Here is an 18,106-nt window from a genome sequence, read left to right as displayed (position 1 = left end):
ATTGTTTGGGCCCATGCCCAAAAAGGATAAAACTCTTTATAGACGATGGTGGAAAAAGACAAGTAGGTTATGCTACATTTGGGAGTAACTAGTATGGAAATGAGGAGATACAAATGAGAGTGATTGATACACATTGCGACGCCTTACTGAAATTGTGGGAAGACCGTTCTCGAGATTTTTTATCACCGGATATTGAAACCAATTTTCATAGGCTCAAGAAAGGAAACGTCTGGATTCAATGTTTTGCTATATTTGTAGAACCTGAGTTGAACAATGAACAAAAGTTTCAATCGGCATTAGCTCAAGTTGATTTATTTTTCGAAAAAGTGTTAAAGCCCTTTCCTGAAATGAAGCAGATCAGAGACTGGAACGACATCATGAATCTAAAAGAGAATGAGATAGGAGCAATCCTTACACTTGAAGGTGTAGATTCCATTGGTGATGATTTATCTAGACTACGAATCCTCTATCATTTAGGCGTGAAATCCGTCGGGCTGACTTGGAATCAAGCCAATTTATGTGCTGATGGCGTGGGAGAGCCAAGAGGCGGAGGATTGACTGTATTGGGAAAGGAAGTAGTGGAACTTAATAATGAATATGGTGTGCTTACAGATGTATCGCATTTAAGTGAAGCTGGTTTCTGGGATGTAATGGAACTCTCTTCTTACCCTATCGCAAGTCATTCCAACGCAAAAGCCCTTTGTAACCATAAGCGTAATTTATCAGATGCCCAAATTAAAGCATTGGTTGAGAAAGATGGTTTGATCGGAACTGTTTTTCATCCGACTTTCTTAACAACAAACGATAAAGCAGAGCTCAAAGATATAATTCATCATATTGATCACATTTGTTCGTTAGGTGGTCAGCATAATCTTTGTTTTGGATCTGATTTTGATGGGATTCCGATAACGGTTTCAAAGCTTACCCACGCTGGGGAGTATCAAAATTTAGTGAATGAATTGCTAAAGTATTATAAAGAAGATGTTGTAATGGGATTTGCTTATCAAAACTTTCTAAATCATCTTCCACCATCAAATTGATCCTTTTTCTTTTTTTTATCTTCTTTGATGTGATGTTTCTTAAATAAATGAAACTCCTCATAGCCTGGGGAGAACTTGGTTTTGTGTAAACCAGCTAATAATAACAATATTAAAAAAACGGTAATAGTAAGAATCATAAAATATTCCTCCTTTATATAAAAGATGCATAAGGAGATGAGTTGGTCACTCTAGCTTACAAAATATATGCTAAAACCGTATACTGTTTCAAAGGGGCTTTGTAGGATGATATACCTTGAAAATGTTTCATTAGTTAAAAGTAAAAAAACGATTGTCAATAACGTTTCCTGGAAAGTAAATAAAGGTGAACATTGGGCAATACTAGGGTTAAATGGCTCAGGGAAAACATCTATCCTTAAGTTAATTACCGGGTATGAATGGGCAACGAAGGGAAATGTTCATGTGTTTGGTCACCGCTTCGGAACAGTGAATATCCAAGAGCTTCGAAAAAGGATTGGTTGGGTTAGCTCTTCATTAGATGAAAGATTTCATTCGAGACCAAACGACCACGCAATAGATGTCATCCTAAGTGGGAAGTTTGCATCGATAGGGTTATACGAAAAAATCGAACAAGAAGATATAGATAAAGCAAAAGAACTGATTACCCTCTTTTCTATTGAACATGTAGCTGACGAACCGTTTCGACTTCTTTCTCAAGGAGAAAAGAAAAAAGTAATGCTAGCAAGGGCGTGGATGTCTGATCCCGAAATTCTTATTTTAGATGAACCATGTAGTGGATTAGATCTATACTCTAGAGAACAATTGTTAAATACTATTGAAAAACTTGCGAATACTAAAACAGGACCAACGATTTTATATGTAACTCATCACATTGAAGAAATCCTCCCCCCTTTTTCAAACTGTTTGTTAATGAAAGGAGGAAAAGTGTTCGATTCTGGTTTGACAAAGGAAATGCTAACAGCTAAAAATGTAGAAGGTGTATTTCGAACTCCCGTTTCTCTCCAATGGAGTAAAGGACGGGCTTGGATTACAGTGAAATAAAAAATAGTACTAAATTCCTAAAAAAGGGTTGTCTTTGAAGATAGTTTTCATATAAAATAAAAAGATAATAAACTGATGACAATAGTCATATTGGGGGGATAAATATGAATTTGAAGAATTTTAATCATATCGAAAGTGAGTCTATAGAACTAGAGATCATTTTATTTCAAGTCGGTACGGGGACGTTCGGTATTAATGTAATGCAAGTTCGAGAAATTATCCAACCTCTTCCCATAACAGAGACGCCAACAGTCCATCCTTATGTTGAGGGTGTCATTCGACTTCGTGATGAAGTCATTCCTGTTGTTGACTTAGGAAAGGTTTTATTGTTTCAAGGTAGCATAGACAAGCACCTCGAGAAGTTTATTATCTCAGAAGTAAATGATATTAAAGTAGCGTTTCATGTACAAAATGTATCTAGAATTCATCGAATTTCTGTGGATAATATTGACCAACCAAGTCATTTGTCAAAGGGAATCCAAGCTCAAACGATTGGAATTGTAAAGCTTGAAGATGAGATGGCGTTACTCTTAGATTTTGAAAAGATAATTGGTGATCTGGATGCAGATTCAAGTTTGACGTAACACGTAAACGTAGAAGCATTATTGATTCTACGTTTTTTTTTTTGAGAAAATAATTATAGCAGCTCCCACATTAATATATGTAAGAGATACACATTGAAAATTTTGTGAATAACTAATAGAATAAATAATAGCTTTGTGTGCTTAAAAAAGCACATTTTTTTTTTTGTAGAGAGTAGGTGACGAATGATGAAAACGAAGTTAGATAGCTATACTAATAAAAGTACGGCAAAGAAAGGTTTTTCAAAAGTTGTAGGAATTGGAGCATCAGCGGGTAGTTTAGAAGTATTACAAAAATTATTTGAAACAATCAGTCCTACTAGTGGAATGTCATTTATTATTGTTCAGCATTTATCACCTAATTATAAAAGTCATATGAAGGATTTATTATCTAAGCGGACAACGATGGATATTCATTATACAACTGATAATATGAAAGTGGAACCAAACTGTATTTACTTAATTCCACCACAAAAAAATGTTGTATTACGAAATGGTTTTCTTGAATTATCCGACTACGTCAAAAAAATGCCAATGAATTTTCCGATAGATATGTTTTTCACCTCTTTGTCAGAAGAATTAGGGAATAACGCCGTTGCTGTTATTTTATCTGGAAAGGGTTGGGATGGGACCAAAGGAATTGAAGCAGTATATGAAGCGGGTGGGACCGTAATAGTACAAAATGAAAAGTCCGCAAAATTTGTAGACATGCCAACGAATGCTATTCAATCTGGGAAGGTTGACCATGTGTTAGGGATTCATGAAATTTCTTCCCTGCTGAATGAATTGTCTAATCCATTGTATTCTAAAACATATACAAGCTTTAAAGATGACAATACAGACGAGATACTCGAGCAAATTTGTGCAATTATTAATCGTAAAAGCGGTGTGGATTTTTCAAGCTATAAAAAAAATAGCATCATCCGTAGAATCGAAAAACGCATCAATTTAGGGAAATTAAATTTCACTAGTTTGCATGAGTATAAAGAGTTTCTCATCGGAAATCCCCATGAAATTAATCTCCTAAAAGATGATCTATTAATTAATGTGACGGAGTTTTTTAGAGACCCAAAAGCGTTTGAGTTGGTAGAAACAAAAGTAATACCTGAAATCGTTAACCAAAAAATCAACAGTGGAGAAAAAGATATAAGGATATGGGTTCCTGGGTGTTCGACGGGGGAAGAAGCCTATACGATAGCTATGATTCTCTCAGAATATTTAGATGAGATTGAAGAATCTCTAAATTTTAAAATTTTTGCAACAGATTTAGATAAAGATGCCATTAAAAAAGCTTCAACTGGCACATATTCTCTTCATTCTGTATTAGGCATTTCACAGGAAAGAATGGAACGATTCTTTCGTCATGATGGGGACCGATATAAGGTTCGCCATAACATAAGAGATAAGATTATTTTTGCACCTCATAATATAGCAAAGGATTCACCATTTGTTAACCTGGACTTTATCAGTTGTCGTAATATGTTAATCTATTTTCAACCAGACCTACAGAAAAAAATTCTATCGATGTTTCACTTTTCTTTACGAACATATGGCTATTTGTTACTAGGACCAAGTGAATCTGTAAATAAATTAACAAATGTCTTTGAACCGATTGACCATAAATGGAAATTATTTAAAAACATTAACGGTAGAAATGCCCAGAGGAATGAAAACGAAAACCAGCGAACTTCTAGCAATGATGTAAGGGACATGTCGTTACCTCGATATATGGAAGTGAGTTCATATAAAAGGACTGACCAAGTGTATAAATCATTGATTGAAGAATATATGGATCCTTTTATTATCATTGATAGTCAAAATGATGTTGTTGTTACTGGCGGAAATATAAATCAATTTCTGAGAATTCCACATGGAGATATGTCCAATAATATTTTAAAAATGCTTCCTACTAATTTTTCAGTAGCGATTAATACAGCGTTGAAAAAAGCACGTAAAGAACAAGGGCGAGTGGAGTATAGTAGACTAAAAATAAAAGAAGGACCATATACCGAAGTTATTAATTTAATCGTTGAACCTTTTCTAAAACAAAATGGAGATTTTATTATGGTTTCCTTTGAACCTGTAAAAGATATTGAAGAAAATCAGCTTTCTGAAAAGGCAGTTTCTTATGACATAGATACCAATATTCAACAATTAATTTTCGACTTAGAAAATGAACTTGCTTTTACAAAAGAACATTTACAAACAACGATTGAAGAGCTTGAAACGTCAAATGAAGAATATCAATCTACCAATGAAGAGCTAATCGCTGCAAATGAAGAGTTACAAAGTTCAAACGAAGAATTACAATCAGTCAATGATGAACTTCTAAATGTTAATAATGAGCATGAAACCAAAATCCAGCAGCTTATAGATTTAAACAATGATATTGATAATCTACTCATTAGTACAAATTTAGCTACCGTGTTTTTAGATGAAGAACTAAAAATAAAACGCTTTACACCTGAAATTACAAAAATCATTAATTTAATGGATGTTGATATCGGCAGACCTTTATCTCATATATCGCACAATCTAGCATATCAAGACCTATTAGTAGATGCACAACATGTATTACAGCAACATAAGCGCTTAACAAAAGAAGTAAAAAGCCACAATGATAAATGGTACAGTCTTAGAATCTATCCTTACCGGACAATGGAAAACTTTATAAAAGGCGTTGTCATTACGTTTGTAGATATTACAGAAATGAAAAAAACGAATGATGAGTTGTTAGTACGTTCTTTTGCAATTGAACAGTCTCCAGCCAATATGATTATCACTAATCAAGAAGGAATCATCGAGTATGTTAATGCGAAATTCACAGAAATTGTAGGGTATTCCAAAGAAACCGTTCTTGGAAAGCCACTACAGGACATGTTCAGGGATGATGAAAGTAAAGAAATATTCCAACATTCATGGGAAGCGGTAAAACGTGGAGAAAAATGGACAGGCACCTCAAAAATCCATGACCAAGAAGGGAATTTAAAGTGGGAGGCAGTTTCATTTTTGCCAATCATTAATGGTGATGACACTGTGACACAATACTTGCGTGTGTCAGAGGATATTACCGAACAAAAAGTAACAGAGGACTTATTAAGGAAATCTGAGATGCTATCCGCGTTAGGAGAGCTTGCTGCAGGAATTGCTCATGAAATTCGAAACCCACTCACCGCTTTAAAGGGTTTTATACAACTAATGCAGGCTGAGGGAGATTCAAATAACTCATATCTTGGGATTATGTTATCTGAATTTAATCGAATTGAATCAATCATCAACGAGTTACTAGTTTTAGCAAGGCCGCATGTGGTTCAATATGAGAACACCAAAATTTGTAATGTGTTAAATGATGTAACAATGTTGCTTGAAACACAGGCGATCATGAACAATGTGACAATACACTCAGAATTTGAACCAGACTTACCTTTAATTCAATGTGTGGAAAAGGAAATCAAACAAGTTATTATAAACTTGATTCGAAATTCAATTGAAGCGATGCCTGATGGTGGAGAAATTACGTTGAAGGTAAGAAAAGAAGACTATAAAAATCAAATTGTTATCACAGTAATTGACCAAGGAAAAGGGATTCCAGAAGATAGATTAGATAAGATTGGACAACCATTTTACACAACCAAGGAAAAAGGAACTGGTCTTGGTTTAATGGTGAGTTATAAAATAATAGAAAATCATAAAGGTTTAATGCAATTTTCAAGTGAACTTAACAAAGGAACAACAGTTGATATTACACTGCCAGTCCTACAATAGAAAAAAATAACGGGAAACTCAAGTAATAATGAGTGTACCCGTTATTTTTTTTGTTCTTCATTTATAATAGGAGCAATCGCAATAATATAATGTATAATAGCGCCTACTTCTTCTAAATGCTTTTCAATTAATTCCATATATTCGCTTTTTCCACTTTCGATTAAATCAGGTTTTATGATGCTATTTAGTTCTTGGATCATCTCTAGTTTTTGTGGAAGGTCTTCTAATCTGCCTGAAACATCCGTTATGGCTAGTCTGTTCATATCGCGTAAATCAACATTAAGTATAGTAGGGATCAAATCTCGTTTAAGTTCTGTAGAGTATTGTTCAAAATTCGTTTGTTCTAATTGTTCACGTAAACGATAAATGAGTTGCATGATGTGGTGAACGTTTTCCGTCTTTTCGATACAAACAATTAAAAGTGTACCTTCATCCCAATTTGAATAGAGATTAAACAAAGCCAATGGGTCGGACTTTGTGATTAAGTTGACTTCAAATTGATTATTGTATTTCTGATTTAAAAAAGAGCTTACTTTATTTCTGCTCTCTAAATCAACTAACTCCATAAAAGAATTTGCTTCTGGAAATACTGCTTTAGCCGTATTTGATAGGCTTTTTATTATTAAATTGTTATCTAATATAAAGAAAGGCACGGGATGATTCTCCAATAAGTCATGCACACTATCCACTCCTATTACTCGTTTACATTTACCATGTGTTGTTCAATAAATTGCTGTAGGTCTGTCACTCTGTTGGCTGTTACCGTTGTCTTCGTAATATAAGGTGTGAAATCATATTTTTCAAGTAACCGACTCCCCACAATGACTGTTGGTTTATGAGGTAGTTGTTCCAATGCGGTTATATATTCTTTCAATTTAGGAAGATGGAGAGTTAAGGAAACGGATAAACCAATAACTTCAGGTTTCCACTTTCTTGCACTATATAAAGCAAATTCTAAAGGTAGGTTAGGACCTAAATACTGTACTTGCCAACCTGCCTCTTGTAGGACACTTGCTGCCATCTTTGCACCTAAATAATGGTCTTCTCCCTCAATGCAAAATACCATTGCTCTATTTTGTATACCCGTTTGACTAATATTTGAAAACCCGTATCGTGTAAGTACATAATCACATATTGAAGTAGCTAGATGTTCATCCGCCACGTTTATTAAATTCTCTTCCCACATTTGACCAATCTCATACATTGCGTTCCGTATGACGTTATCAAAGATAAAATACGTGTTGAGTCCATCATTTATATGTTGTTGAATAATATGCCAACTTGTAAAATAATCCCCTTTTAATAATGCTGTACTTAGCTTGTCTGTATGAGAAAACAAGTCGTCACCCCTAATAATTTATAGTAACTCTATTATAATCACATTCTTCTATTTTTGAAACTATTAGAAATGAAGGAACCAAAAATCTCCACTTACATATTATAGATTGAACTACTGCAAGGAGGGGAAAGATATGTCCAAAAATAAAGGTAAGAAAAATATTGTCATTATCGATAAGAACCAATACAATATGAAGGTTGTAACAGTAGATACCTGTATTACATGTAAATCACAATGCAGAAGAGGGCTGGCATATATTGAAAAAATGAAAAAGCCAGGAGCCATTGGTAAAGGAGTTCCATGTGTCCTTACAAAAGGAAAAGCTTATAAATAAAAGGATTGCAAGAGGTTTAATGTTAGTGACCTCAACAAGACGGCTTGTCGACGAGTGCAAAGATGAGCACTGGCAATGCTCGCTACATCTTAAAAAAGGTAGTGGCTTCGCTCAGTGCTTCAAAAAAAGAATTAATAGACCTTTCCTCGTGCATCAATAGACCATGTTTCAATGACAGTATTGTCTTTTATGACGTGATAGACTTCATACAGGTTTACAACGGGACAAGCATGATTAGGAATAATTGTTACAACATCATTTAATTCAAGTGGTGTCGAGTCGATAAAGGTAGCGACTCCGTGTTCTTCAGATAAGCGACTTAGGGTAAGCTCTGGGTGACCAACTATTGTACCGTATCCGTTCACGCTTTCATTCCCATGTGCACCCTTTTCAAGCGTTAACGCTTTACTTCCTGCATCAAGTACAAGATGATTTTTTTTCTTAGAAACTACAGTTGCTAATATAGAAACAGCACATTGCTCTACGTTAGCGACACCAAGACTAACTTGAACCATATCAAAAAAAGCAGCATTTCCAGGTCGTATTTCTGTAATTCCTTTGTACATTCCAGCATAAGTAAAAGTAGGAGTTGACCCAACGCTTCGATGAATAATCGGGATCCCGATTTTTTCACAAGCATCTGCACTTTGAACAACACTCTTTGCTTCTTGTCTCGCGATTTGCTTAATCTCTTCTATACTTTTGGCCCCATAAGCATGACCTGCATGAGTGAAAATCCCTGTTAGTGTAAGGTGTTGAGATGAATTAATCCTTCTTGCCAATTCAATGACTTCTTCTCCAGGTTCGACCCCGCACCGATTTAAACCACTATTTACCTTTATCCAAAGGGTTACATTCAAAGATTTACTTGAAAAAAACTGTTCAAGACACTCTACTTGTTCAACACTATCGGCTGTAATAATAATAGAAGCCCTGCGAAGTAAGTGAGAGAGGCGTTCTAGCTTTTGTTTACTAGCAATTGGATAAGCGATTAAAATATTTGTAATTCCACCCTTCACCATTTCTTCAGCTTCAGATAGCTTTGCAACAGTGATACCGACAGCCCCTTTTGAAAGTTGCATCTTTGCAATGCGAACTGATTTATGTGTTTTTATGTGCGGACGCAAGCCAATGCCTTGACTTTGGGCAAATAAAGCGATTTTTTCTATATTTGTTTCGAGTTTTTCTAAGTCTAACAGTAATGAAGGGGTATCTAACTGGGAAAAATCCATGTTCAACAATCCTTTCTTTTTACTTATTTTAGTATGGGGGAAGATAGAGTCTAAAGTTAATAGGTAAATGGTCGTAATTTTATATTCCTAGTTTGTGAAAATAGTGTTATAATAAAAGTAAAAGGAGGGGAGTTACATGACGGTAGAACCTCTATTTGAAAAAAAAGTTGATTGCTTGTTGTGTAAAGAGAGCTTTACTACGAAAAAAGTACGATCAAGCTTTAAAAAAGCACGCGCGATGCAAAGTGATTTCTATACCGAATATGTATATGAAGACGAAGTCGGAAGTCCTTTATATTATTATGTAACCATTTGTCCTTCTTGTGGATACGCTTTCACAGAAGATTCAAATCCGTATTTTCATCCAAGGAGAAAGCAAGATGTCATAGAAAAGGTGAGTGCGTATTGGAAAGGAAATGACCGGTATAGTTATGACCGTACATTGGAACAAGCTCTGCAAACGTACAAGCTAGCTTTGTATTCGGGTCAAATAAAAGAGGAACGTGAAATTGTAATGGCTGGACTTCATATGCGGCTCATGTGGTTATATCGTAAACTCGGTCAACAAGAAGAGGAAGAGCGTTACTTGAATTATGCCTTACAAGCATATGAGAGATCATATTATGTTGGAGATTATCAGGAAACTGATATGAGCTTAATTCAATTAACGTATATCATCGGTGAATTGTACCGAAGACTTGGTCAATTTCAAAAAGCCGGAAGTTATTTTTCACAGCTATTGTATTTAGAAGATGATACAAGAGATTTGAAATACATTAAAATGGCAAAAGAACAGTGGCAAGTCATGAGGGAACAACAACGAGAAATCGAATGGCAAAATCAACAAAATATCTCGTGAAAAAAAGAGGGTGAGACAAAAGGTTGTATTTTACCTTTTGTCTCACCCTTTAAGCAATGTGCGAAACCGCCACTATCACTTAAAGCAAGTTGTGAGTCTTTTTTCACAACTTGCTGAAGTGAGTGGGTTTCTCACAACGGGATTTGTGGCGAGTGAAGCCAGTGCAGATGCTTTAGCTAGTTCTGTACCAGCCCCTTTACCTACTATCAGAAAATATTCACTTAATGGAAACATGAATCCTTATTATCAATAATGGCACCATTTTTATATTATATCTTTTTTTTCTTTCTTGCAGGTTTACTTAATTGATTGAGTACATTATTAGTTTGTTCTTTATTTAAAATTCCAAGCTTGTTACAAATGACGGTATAGCCGGCAATCTTTTTTTTGTTCGACATGTAGACCACCCTCCAGGTTATATTGTTGTTGTAATACTACAATATTCTCCGAGTGTAAAAATGTTTCCTTTGTGCAAGAATTGAACAAGCCTAAATTTTTCATCCTATGGTGTTATTTAGTGTGCCGGTTGGCATACGAAAAGGCAACAAATGATTCAGGTTTTACTAGTGGTTTCATACCAAGAGCTTGTAAACGGTCCATCATTTCTTCTACATATATCTTTGTCTTGTTTTTCTCGCCTAAGCCAATATCAATGTGACCTTCAAAAGAGAAAGAACAACCATCTTTGATGTGAGGAAGAATGATAGAAATAAGTTCTTTTTTATAATGGGGTGTAAACAGTTGAGCGACGTGTTCGGTTAACTCTGTTTCGATTGAAATCTTTTTGTGAAGATCTTCTATTCGTTCAGGTATATCGACTTTGCGAAGACAAGCCCATGCACCATTGCCTTCTCTTCGAATGACAATACCTGTGATAAAGCGTGTGTGGCGACTATATACTTGTGAATCTGTTCCTATCATTAAACGATAATGTCCGTTTGGTTTTGAATTCATAAAGGAGTGAATATGGGAAAAAACGTCTAGAAAGGTCATGTTTTTTTCAGAAATATTATGGAAAGAGTATATCTGTTCCATCTCATACCCCCTTTAATTTTTCAGTTGTTACTTTATGTGTATGCTTGTAAATGCTTATCCTATGCGTTAACGCATTTGGAACAGTTTTGCCGAGAAAATTAGATTGTTATGTGGTATAGTTTTAGTTAAGCTGTTATGGAATAGGAGGAATACAACATGAGTGGAAGACATGACGATGAATTACAAGGAGTTACAATGTTAGGGAAGGAAAATGTTCCTTATACGTATGAATATAACCCATCAATCCTTGAAGCGTTTGAAAATAAACACTCCAATCGAGATTATTTTGTGAAATTTAATTGTCCAGAATTTACAAGTCTTTGCCCTAAAACTGGACAACCCGACTTTGCAACGATTTATATAAGCTACATTCCAGACATATTAATGGTTGAAAGTAAGTCATTAAAGCTTTATTTATTTAGCTTTCGTAATCATGGAGATTTTCATGAGGATTGCATGAACATCATTATGAATGATCTCATTAAACTGATGGACCCACGTTATATTGAAGTATGGGGAAAATTCACTCCACGTGGTGGAATTTCAATTGACCCATATACCAATTACGGAAAGCCAGGTACAAAGTACGAACAAATGGCGGAGTATCGACTCATGAACCATGATTTGAACCCAGAGACGATTGATAATCGGTAATTGTTACAGTCACAAGTAAATAGAAAAAATATGGAAATCAATAAAATAGAAACTACTCATTGGATGCCTAAATGGCGTCCTTTTTTGTTGTGTATGAATAATGGTTACTTGAGTGAATTCTTGACTACATAACAAAAACAAGCATAAATTGAGAAAATTTGAGGAAAATAGGATTGTCAAAATAAACAAGAAAAGTTTCTAAAGACTGCTTTTGTCATTAGAAATCGTAAAAGGGGGCAATTTTGTGTTTAAGAAAATAGGAGTTATCTTACTAGCATTTTCCATTATCTTAGGAGGGTGTGGAGCACAGGAGGAAACACCACCGGCGACTCCGGATACTGATGGAACTGGAGCAGATGCAGGTGGAGGAGAACAGGTTACGATTAATTTCATGCATTTATGGCCAGCAGGTAGTGCGGCTGCGCATAACCAAATAGTTGCTGACATCATTGCTGAATATGAAGAGCAAAATCCAAATGTTCGAGTTGAAACAGAGATTATGTCTAATGAGCAGTACAAGGAAACGATGACCGTTTTAGCATCATCTAGACAGTTACCAGATGTTGGTTTAACTTGGGCTGCAGGGTACATGGAGCCATTCCTTGAAGGGAATATGTTTGCATCTCTTGATGATACGTTAGAACAAATCGATAATGAATTTGTTCCAGGAACAACTGAAGCATTTGCTTCAGAGGGGATAACTTATGGGTTACCACTTGAATTAAACATTGCACCAATTTATTACAACAAAAACATTTTTGCAGAACATAATCTAGAGGTACCAGAAACATACGAAGAATTCAAAAATGTAGTTACCACTTTACAAGAGGCTGGTGTTACACCAATTACGGTTGGTAACAGAGAACCATGGACAGGTTCAATGTGGTATATGTATCTTGCAGACCGTATTGCTGGTCCGGATACGTTAACACAAGCGATTAACCGTGAGGACACGTTTGAAAACGAAGGTCTTATCCAGGCTGCACAGGAAATCCAAAACTTAGTAGACATGAATGCATTTGTTCGTGGTTTTAATGGTCTAGGTAATGAAGAGGCCAAAGGTCCATTTATGAATGAGCAAGCAGCGATGTATATGATGGGAACTTGGGAATTACCTAACTATACAACAAATGAAGATGTACCCCAAGAATTTAGAGATTCTATAGGTTTCTTTAAATTCCCGGTTGTTGAAGGTGGCGAAGGGGACATCAATAGCTTTGTTGGTGGACCAGGGGTAGGATTATTCGTTTCTGAGCACTCTCAAGTTCAAGAAGCAGCAAAAGAATTTAGTGCATTCTTCGTGGACAAATGGGGTGAGCGAGCAGTTACAGAAGCAGGTGTCATCCCGGCTACTGTAGTTGATACGGATAATGTAGACTTACCTGACATGTATATTGAAATATTAGATGAATTAGGAAATGCCAGCAATATCACATTATATGCAGATGTTCAAATGAGCGCTGGAGCTGCTCAAACACACTTGGATATGGTACAAGCTCTATTTGGTAAGGATATCACACCTGAAGAATTTGCAAGAAGACATGAAGAAGCTTTAGCAACTGAAGGATAAGCTTTATACAAAAAAAAGGACATATCAACTTAAGATATGTCCTTTTTTAAAAAGTATGAAAATAGGAGTTGCTCATAGATGTCATGGAAAGTTCAAGAAGGCGGTGGATTCGCTCATCGCAATTAAAAACGGCTTTGCCGTTTTGCTTAAAAAATTTCGTGAAGAAAAGGGATTGAAGTTATGAATAAAGTAATGTCAAATAAGTGGGTTATCACACTGTATGTTTTACCAGCGTTACTTTTAATTATGGTTCTAATTTACATTCCTATCTTTTTAACAGGCTACTATGGGCTTATGAGATGGAATGGAATTGGTGAAATGACTTTTATCGGCTTAGATAATTACATTAGACTTTTAAGCGACCAACAGTTTTGGAGAAGTGTAGTGAATTCATTTCTGCTAGCAGTGTTTTCAGCAATAAGTCTAATTGGCTACTTGGCTGTATCACTTGTTCTTGCAACAAAAATTAAAGGAGCCAACATGTTACGGAAGATTTATTTAATTCCTATGCTCCTTTCTTCGGTGGCGATTGCACAACTTTGGCTGAAGATTTATCACCCAACAAACGGGTTAATCAATAGTTTTCTGTTTTCCATTGGAGTAAATAATCCTCCTGCCTGGCTTGGTGACCGAAATCTCGTGCTACTTGCCATTTTTGTTGCAATCATTTGGCAATATGCAGGATTTTATATTTTGATTTATTATGCAGCGCTAAAAAATATACCTGAATCGATTGTTGAAGCGGCTAAAATTGACGGGGCAAATGCCATTCAAATTGCAACCAAAATAAAACTTCCTTTAATTATGGGAGTAATAAAAGTAACGATTATTCTTGCGATTGTTGGTTCATTGAAATATTTTGACCTTATCTATGTCATGACAGGTGGAGGGCCGTTTGGAGCAAGTGAAGTTATAGCATCTTATATGTATAAACAAGCTTTTGGTAGCTATAACTTTGGTTATGGAAGTGCTGTTGGGTTTTATTTATTATTGCTATGCCTTCTTGCTACGCTGCTCATTCGAAAATTAACAGCAACGAAGGAAGAAATACAGTATTAAGGGGGCAGGAACGTGAATAACAGAGTAGGATATACAATTCTGTACATTGTGCTTGGTGTAATCGCTGTAATTCAAATTTATCCGTTGGTCTGGCTCGTTAAATTCTCCTTGAAATCCAATGCAGAGGTGTTTAATGCTTCTCCTTTTGCTTTACCAATGGAACCTCGATGGGAGAACTATGTCACGGTTTGGACGAATGGTAATATAGGACTGTATTTTTTCAACAGTGTTTGGATTACCGTAGTCGCAGTTGCTTTAACTGTACTTTTCTCTAGCTTTGTTACTTTTGCAATTACAAGGATGAATTGGAAATTAAATAACTTAGTTCTTGGACTATTCATGCTCGGGTTAATGATTCCAGTTCACTCCACACTTATTCCTTTGTTTAGCTTTTTCTTACGTGTGAATCTCATTGACCATCCATTGGCGATCATACTAACCTATACGGCTTTTAACTTGCCGATAACCATTATGATTTTACTAGGCTTTTATTATACGTTACCTAGAGAAATTGAAGAGGCAGCGGTTATTGATGGATGTTCGATTCATCGGATTTTCTTTCAAATTACTTTACCTATGTCGTTACCTGTTATCTCAACAGTTGTCATTATTAACATGATTTACAACTGGAATGAATTTGTGTTTATTAATACATTCATTCGTTCAGATAGTTATAAGACACTAACCGTTGGGATCCAGAACTTTATTGGTCAATACTCTACGGATTGGGGAGCGATTGGAGCGACACTTGTCATCAGTATTTTACCGATATTAATTGCATTCTTTTTCCTTAGTAATAAAATTGTTGAGGGAATTGCAGCAGGCGCTGTTAAAGGATAATAGAAAAAGGGGTGGACAAATGGTAAATACAACCGTTTGTCCACCTTAAGTTATTCCGATAATGTTCTGTTTCGTTCTTTTTTCTGTTCCACCCTTAAGAAGCTTTGATAACAGCCCCACATAATAACAAATGCACTGACACTTCCACCGAAAAATAACAGGAGTGCTGGAACGATAGTAAGGCTTAAGTAAACAAGAAGGAGTCCTAACAGGATAACGAGATTATAAGCCGGGTTTATAATCATAATTAAAAAGGAATTTTTAAGTACCTGTCTCACGTTTACATCATAATGAACGTATGTAGGAAACACATAAAGTAAGAGCAAGATAAAGCAAATAAATATAAGAAGTAAAGGGTATTTACTTAACTGAATGAGTGGTTCTTGAACGTTATATATGATCCAGTACTCTACGGCAATAAAAGCGGAAATAGCGCCTAGAATCATGCCTAAGCGGTTACTTTTAAGCCACTCTCGCTTATAAGTACCCCAAAAAGTCCGAAGTATTCGAATATCAGTTTCTCCCATAACCCATTTGCGTACAATAGTATACATTGCGATAGTAGAAGGAACTATTCCCAAGACAACAAGGCCTAGAATAGTAAAAGATAACCATAAAAGATTAACCAAAGCTAAACGCATAATCCATTCACAAATTTTATAAAAATAGGTATGTGCTACATTCATCCTATCAACTCCTAAGTTTACATATCTATAGTATGAGTCTTTTTATGGGTTTTACACATAGAATTCATTCGGTTTGGTGAAAACTAAAGACAAGATAAGATAGGAGTGAGAAGAATGGAGACATATAATCAAAATGCATTCCCACCAGGATTTTTAGGGGACGATCCACTTTCATTAAAAAATGGGAATGAAAGCTACGATATCTTTGTAAATGAGCACTATATTGGAAAAAAATTAGTGATGACCCAAAATGGTAGCGTCAATGACATTGTGGACTTTATTAAAAAACAAGGAGTCAATGACATTTCAACTGAATTAACAGGAGATCATTATAATATAAAGACAAATGAAGAACAGAGAGTGCAACAAATCATTGATGTCTATTTACAAAATAGATAATCCTAAGAAGAGAACGAGGAGGAATATCGCCTAGTTCTCTTCTTTTTTTTCTGTACTAAGTCTAAATTGTACCGGTTACAATAAGGTGTGCTAAAATATAAATGTGGTAAGCAAGTTTTTTTGATGACTGAGGCAATTAAATTACAATCTCATGAATGAATAGTTTGGATCCTGAAACATTGGATTATCGGTAATAGGAGGGCTAACACATGGAAATTGAAGTGACAAAACCAGCTTTTCAGTGGTTTAAAGAGGAATTTGATTTAGATGAGGATGACTATATGAGACTCTTCGTTCGCTATGGTGGATGTGGAGATATCCAAAAGGGATTTTCTTTAGGATTGGTGAAGGAGTTCCCAAAACATAAAGCAGTTGATACTGATGTTGAAGGTGTTACGTTTTACATTGAAGAAGAAGATTTATGGTACTTTAAAAACCAAAACGTAAAAATTAAATATAGTCGTAAAAAAGAGGAAATTGAGTTTGTGCACGGGGAATGAGGGGTGGGAGTTCATTGGTCTTAAAAAGACTATTGAATTCTCTTTTTTTGTTAAATAAAGTCTGTAACCGTTACACTATATTTTTTTTTTTATTTTGGACAATAGGCGTAGTGAAAAACAATACATATACTGTTAAAAAACAAAGGAAGTGGAAAGGTTTTGCCTCCTATAAATAAAAAAGACGCTCAGCACCTCGAGGTAGTGGGCAGAGGAGTAGTGACAGCGCAGCCAGATCAAGGTAAAGCAGATATTGGTGTTGTAACTTCTGATGAAGATGTTAACATAGCACTTCAACAAAATACACTCATTTCCCAGGCTATAGTTTCAGCTTGGACACAGATTGGGATAAATGAGTCAGACATTGAAACGAAAAGTTTTTTTGTGAGACCGGTGTATGATTACTCAAATGGAGCAACACTTGTTCGTTATGAAGTTGAACATATTTTAGAAGTGCGATTTACCGATATTTCAATAGCTGGACTAATTTATCAATCAGCTATTGAAGCGGGAGCAAATATTGCAAGGACCATGGAGTTTACATTATCAAATCATGAAAAAGTGTATCAACAGGCTTTACAGAAAGCTTTAGAGAACGCTAGAGAAAAAGCTGAAACGATGGCTCTCTCTATCGGGGCGCAACTAATTCAGCCACCAACTAAGGTCATAGAAGCTACTCCGATGATGGCTTCTTCTCTGAGAGCACAGGAACTTTTTCATGGTGCACCACCGATTTATGTCCAAGAGTTATCGGTAGAAGCTACGGTTTCTGTCATATATGAGTACTTGTAGAAATTCCCATTCATTTTTTTGTCACATTTTGTGTGTAAAGACTCGTCAATATATGTTACTATTATCATAGTGTAAATAGTAAATTGAACGAGTAAGGAGTGATACCATGGGTGGTGCTGTTGCAGCAATTCTCGGTATTAGTTTTTTAGCAATGATCGTAAGTGTAGCTTTATCTTTTATGATGTTAAAAATGGCAGAGAAATAAAAAAACGAAAAGACTGTCTCTTTCTCAGTGGGAAGAGGCGGTCTTTTTTTTGTCGATTCCTTTTAGAAAAAAGTAAAAGGTAAACCAAAGAAGAGTAGATGCTCGCAAATGATTCCAATAAACCGCTTAGCGGCTTTCTTACATAAAAGTGGAAGGAATTAGTCTGTCTTGTCTTGAGCTTTTTGGTAATAATAACATA

20 protein-coding genes are annotated in these 18,106 nt (G+C 35.5%); 13 read left to right on the top strand and 7 right to left on the bottom strand.

Features of this window, described 5'->3' with window-relative positions:
- Window positions 1–113: 113 nt before the first annotated feature.
- Window positions 114–1,040 (top strand): dipeptidase, encoded by a 927-nt coding sequence (locus BK585_RS14150; RefSeq protein ID WP_078554164.1) that lies wholly within the window; start codon window positions 114–116, stop codon window positions 1,038–1,040.
- Here the strand turns inward: BK585_RS14150 and BK585_RS24075 are convergent.
- Window positions 1,019–1,177, bottom strand: coding sequence for a hypothetical protein (locus tag BK585_RS24075; protein ID WP_170885596.1), 159 nt, complete (start codon window positions 1,175–1,177; stop codon window positions 1,019–1,021). The two genes, BK585_RS14150 and BK585_RS24075, sit on opposite strands and share 22 nt — an antisense overlap.
- A 106-nt stretch (window positions 1,178–1,283) precedes the next feature.
- On the opposite strand from BK585_RS24075, the gene BK585_RS14145 reads away from it, so the two are divergent.
- The 3 genes from BK585_RS14145 (at window position 1,284) to BK585_RS14135 (ending at window position 6,406) form a co-directional block, all read left to right on the top strand.
- A complete protein-coding gene (locus tag BK585_RS14145; protein ID WP_078554163.1) occupies window positions 1,284–2,060 on the top strand; it encodes an ABC transporter ATP-binding protein in 777 nt (258 codons plus the stop codon).
- A 104-nt stretch (window positions 2,061–2,164) separates the two neighbouring features.
- Window positions 2,165–2,644, top strand: a complete 480-nt coding sequence (locus tag BK585_RS14140) for a chemotaxis protein CheW (RefSeq protein WP_078554162.1) — start codon at window positions 2,165–2,167, stop codon at window positions 2,642–2,644.
- A gap of 186 nt (window positions 2,645–2,830) precedes the next feature.
- Window positions 2,831–6,406 carry a CheR family methyltransferase gene (locus BK585_RS14135; protein ID WP_170885595.1) on the top strand — a complete coding sequence of 1,192 codons (3,576 nt, stop codon included), beginning with the start codon at window positions 2,831–2,833 and terminating at the stop codon, window positions 6,404–6,406.
- A gap of 41 nt (window positions 6,407–6,447) precedes the next feature.
- Here the strand turns inward: BK585_RS14135 and BK585_RS14130 are convergent, their stop codons facing one another.
- Window positions 6,448–7,086, bottom strand: a complete 639-nt coding sequence (locus tag BK585_RS14130; RefSeq protein WP_078554160.1) for a hypothetical protein — start codon at window positions 7,084–7,086, stop codon at window positions 6,448–6,450.
- A gap of 14 nt (window positions 7,087–7,100) precedes the next feature.
- The gene (locus BK585_RS14125) at window positions 7,101–7,745 is read right to left on the bottom strand and encodes a cobalamin B12-binding domain-containing protein (protein WP_078554158.1); all 645 of its coding nucleotides are present in this window, start codon (window positions 7,743–7,745) and stop codon (window positions 7,101–7,103) included.
- A 133-nt stretch (window positions 7,746–7,878) separates the two neighbouring features.
- Here BK585_RS14125 and BK585_RS14120 point away from each other — a divergent pair, with 133 nt between their 5' ends.
- Complete coding sequence (locus tag BK585_RS14120; protein ID WP_078554156.1) at window positions 7,879–8,079, top strand: hypothetical protein; 201 nt, start codon at window positions 7,879–7,881, stop codon at window positions 8,077–8,079.
- Window positions 8,080–8,210: 131 nt separating this feature from the next.
- Here the strand turns inward: BK585_RS14120 and BK585_RS14115 are convergent, their stop codons facing one another.
- Window positions 8,211–9,311 (bottom strand): alanine racemase, encoded by a 1,101-nt coding sequence (locus BK585_RS14115; RefSeq protein ID WP_078554155.1) that lies wholly within the window; start codon window positions 9,309–9,311, stop codon window positions 8,211–8,213.
- A 136-nt stretch (window positions 9,312–9,447) separates the two neighbouring features.
- Here BK585_RS14115 and BK585_RS14110 point away from each other — a divergent pair, with 136 nt between their 5' ends.
- On the top strand, window positions 9,448–10,170 hold the full coding sequence (locus BK585_RS14110) for a DUF2225 domain-containing protein (protein WP_078554154.1): 723 nt from the start codon (window positions 9,448–9,450) through the stop codon (window positions 10,168–10,170).
- Between the two features lie 269 nt (window positions 10,171–10,439).
- On the opposite strand, the gene BK585_RS24635 is transcribed toward BK585_RS14110, so the two are convergent.
- Together BK585_RS24635 and BK585_RS14100 are read right to left on the bottom strand one after the other, a co-directional pair.
- On the bottom strand, window positions 10,440–10,568 hold the full coding sequence (locus tag BK585_RS24635) for a hypothetical protein (protein WP_281248916.1): 129 nt from the start codon (window positions 10,566–10,568) through the stop codon (window positions 10,440–10,442).
- A 112-nt stretch (window positions 10,569–10,680) separates the two neighbouring features.
- Window positions 10,681–11,205: a ribonuclease H-like YkuK family protein gene (locus tag BK585_RS14100; RefSeq protein ID WP_078554152.1), complete on the bottom strand. Its 525-nt coding sequence runs from the start codon at window positions 11,203–11,205 to the stop codon at window positions 10,681–10,683.
- Between the two features lie 156 nt (window positions 11,206–11,361).
- Here BK585_RS14100 and queF point away from each other — a divergent pair, with 156 nt between their 5' ends.
- From queF to BK585_RS14080, 4 genes are all read left to right on the top strand, one after another.
- Window positions 11,362–11,859 carry a preQ(1) synthase gene (queF, locus tag BK585_RS14095; protein WP_078554151.1) on the top strand — a complete coding sequence of 166 codons (498 nt, stop codon included), beginning with the start codon at window positions 11,362–11,364 and terminating at the stop codon, window positions 11,857–11,859.
- Window positions 11,860–12,103: 244 nt separating this feature from the next.
- A complete protein-coding gene (locus BK585_RS14090) occupies window positions 12,104–13,429 on the top strand; it encodes an extracellular solute-binding protein (RefSeq protein WP_078554150.1) in 1,326 nt (441 codons plus the stop codon).
- A 180-nt stretch (window positions 13,430–13,609) separates the two neighbouring features.
- Complete coding sequence (locus BK585_RS14085; RefSeq protein ID WP_078554149.1) at window positions 13,610–14,488, top strand: carbohydrate ABC transporter permease; 879 nt, start codon at window positions 13,610–13,612, stop codon at window positions 14,486–14,488.
- A 12-nt stretch (window positions 14,489–14,500) separates the two neighbouring features.
- Window positions 14,501–15,328 (top strand): carbohydrate ABC transporter permease, encoded by an 828-nt coding sequence (locus BK585_RS14080; protein WP_078554148.1) that lies wholly within the window; start codon window positions 14,501–14,503, stop codon window positions 15,326–15,328.
- Between the two features lie 50 nt (window positions 15,329–15,378).
- Here the strand turns inward: BK585_RS14080 and BK585_RS14075 are convergent, their stop codons facing one another.
- Entirely contained in the window at window positions 15,379–16,014 is a 636-nt protein-coding gene (locus tag BK585_RS14075; protein ID WP_078554147.1) for a YesL family protein, read from the bottom strand.
- A 114-nt stretch (window positions 16,015–16,128) separates the two neighbouring features.
- Here BK585_RS14075 and BK585_RS14070 point away from each other — a divergent pair, with 114 nt between their 5' ends.
- The 3 genes from BK585_RS14070 to BK585_RS14060 all read left to right on the top strand — a co-directional run bounded on the left by BK585_RS14070 (window position 16,129) and on the right by BK585_RS14060 (window position 17,702).
- A complete protein-coding gene (locus BK585_RS14070; RefSeq protein WP_078554146.1) occupies window positions 16,129–16,413 on the top strand; it encodes a hypothetical protein in 285 nt (94 codons plus the stop codon).
- Window positions 16,414–16,622: 209 nt separating this feature from the next.
- Window positions 16,623–16,913, top strand: a complete 291-nt coding sequence (locus BK585_RS14065; protein ID WP_078554145.1) for a HesB/YadR/YfhF family protein — start codon at window positions 16,623–16,625, stop codon at window positions 16,911–16,913.
- A 201-nt stretch (window positions 16,914–17,114) separates the two neighbouring features.
- Window positions 17,115–17,702: an SIMPL domain-containing protein gene (locus BK585_RS14060; protein ID WP_281248956.1), complete on the top strand. Its 588-nt coding sequence runs from the start codon at window positions 17,115–17,117 to the stop codon at window positions 17,700–17,702.
- Window positions 17,703–18,106: the final 404 nt, after the last annotated feature.

Origin of the sequence: Bacillus alkalicellulosilyticus (genome assembly GCF_002019795.1) — a bacterium.
GTDB lineage: Bacteria > Bacillota > Bacilli > Bacillales > Bacillaceae_F > Bacillus_AO > Bacillus_AO alkalicellulosilyticum.
Note: the sequence above shows the minus strand (reverse complement) of the source record. Positions and strands in the feature narration are given on the sequence as shown.

What these genes read in the sequence shown, in the direction of transcription:
- BK585_RS14150 (WP_078554164.1), top strand. Translation starts at nt 114, where the DNA reads ATGAGAGTGATTGATACACATTGCGACGCCTTACTGAAATTGTGGGAA.
- BK585_RS24075 (WP_170885596.1), bottom strand. Translation starts at nt 1,177, where the DNA reads ATGATTCTTACTATTACCGTTTTTTTAATATTGTTATTATTAGCTGGT.
- BK585_RS14145 (WP_078554163.1), top strand. Translation starts at nt 1,284, where the DNA reads ATGATATACCTTGAAAATGTTTCATTAGTTAAAAGTAAAAAAACGATT.
- BK585_RS14140 (WP_078554162.1), top strand. Translation starts at nt 2,165, where the DNA reads ATGAATTTGAAGAATTTTAATCATATCGAAAGTGAGTCTATAGAACTA.
- BK585_RS14135 (WP_170885595.1), top strand. Translation starts at nt 2,831, where the DNA reads ATGAAAACGAAGTTAGATAGCTATACTAATAAAAGTACGGCAAAGAAA.
- BK585_RS14120 (WP_078554156.1), top strand. Translation starts at nt 7,879, where the DNA reads ATGTCCAAAAATAAAGGTAAGAAAAATATTGTCATTATCGATAAGAAC.
- BK585_RS14115 (WP_078554155.1), bottom strand. Translation starts at nt 9,311, where the DNA reads ATGGATTTTTCCCAGTTAGATACCCCTTCATTACTGTTAGACTTAGAA.
- BK585_RS14110 (WP_078554154.1), top strand. Translation starts at nt 9,448, where the DNA reads ATGACGGTAGAACCTCTATTTGAAAAAAAAGTTGATTGCTTGTTGTGT.
- BK585_RS24635 (WP_281248916.1), bottom strand. Translation starts at nt 10,568, where the DNA reads ATGTCGAACAAAAAAAAGATTGCCGGCTATACCGTCATTTGTAACAAG.
- BK585_RS14100 (WP_078554152.1), bottom strand. Translation starts at nt 11,205, where the DNA reads ATGGAACAGATATACTCTTTCCATAATATTTCTGAAAAAAACATGACC.
- queF (WP_078554151.1), top strand. Translation starts at nt 11,362, where the DNA reads ATGAGTGGAAGACATGACGATGAATTACAAGGAGTTACAATGTTAGGG.
- BK585_RS14085 (WP_078554149.1), top strand. Translation starts at nt 13,610, where the DNA reads ATGAATAAAGTAATGTCAAATAAGTGGGTTATCACACTGTATGTTTTA.
- BK585_RS14075 (WP_078554147.1), bottom strand. Translation starts at nt 16,014, where the DNA reads ATGAATGTAGCACATACCTATTTTTATAAAATTTGTGAATGGATTATG.
- BK585_RS14070 (WP_078554146.1), top strand. Translation starts at nt 16,129, where the DNA reads ATGGAGACATATAATCAAAATGCATTCCCACCAGGATTTTTAGGGGAC.
- BK585_RS14065 (WP_078554145.1), top strand. Translation starts at nt 16,623, where the DNA reads ATGGAAATTGAAGTGACAAAACCAGCTTTTCAGTGGTTTAAAGAGGAA.